General features: G+C 48.4%; 1 protein-coding gene. It reads left to right on the plus strand.

The window, feature by feature from the left end; genetic code table 11:
- A partial coding sequence (locus ACX9YW_RS23355; protein WP_460351163.1) for an SRPBCC family protein occupies positions 1-250 on the plus strand: 250 nt, incomplete at both ends.

A 250-nucleotide genomic window follows, 5' to 3' on the forward strand; every position in this document is an offset into this window, starting at 1 on the left:
GCCAAACCTTCAGAGCAGTCATTTAAGTTCGAAGAAGGGGTTGATGCCGCTTTCCACGGTTTCTGGCTGTGGCCGTGCACCATGCTCAACGTGACGCCAATCAAAGGTATGATGACCGTTATCTACGAATTCCCGGTAGATGCGGAAACCACGCTGCAAAACTATGACATCTATTTCACCAACGAAGAGCTGACCGAAGAGCAGAAACAACTGATCGAATGGTATCGCAACGTCTTTCGTCCTGAAGATT

It is taken from the genome of Pseudoneobacillus rhizolycopersici, from assembly GCF_054786815.1.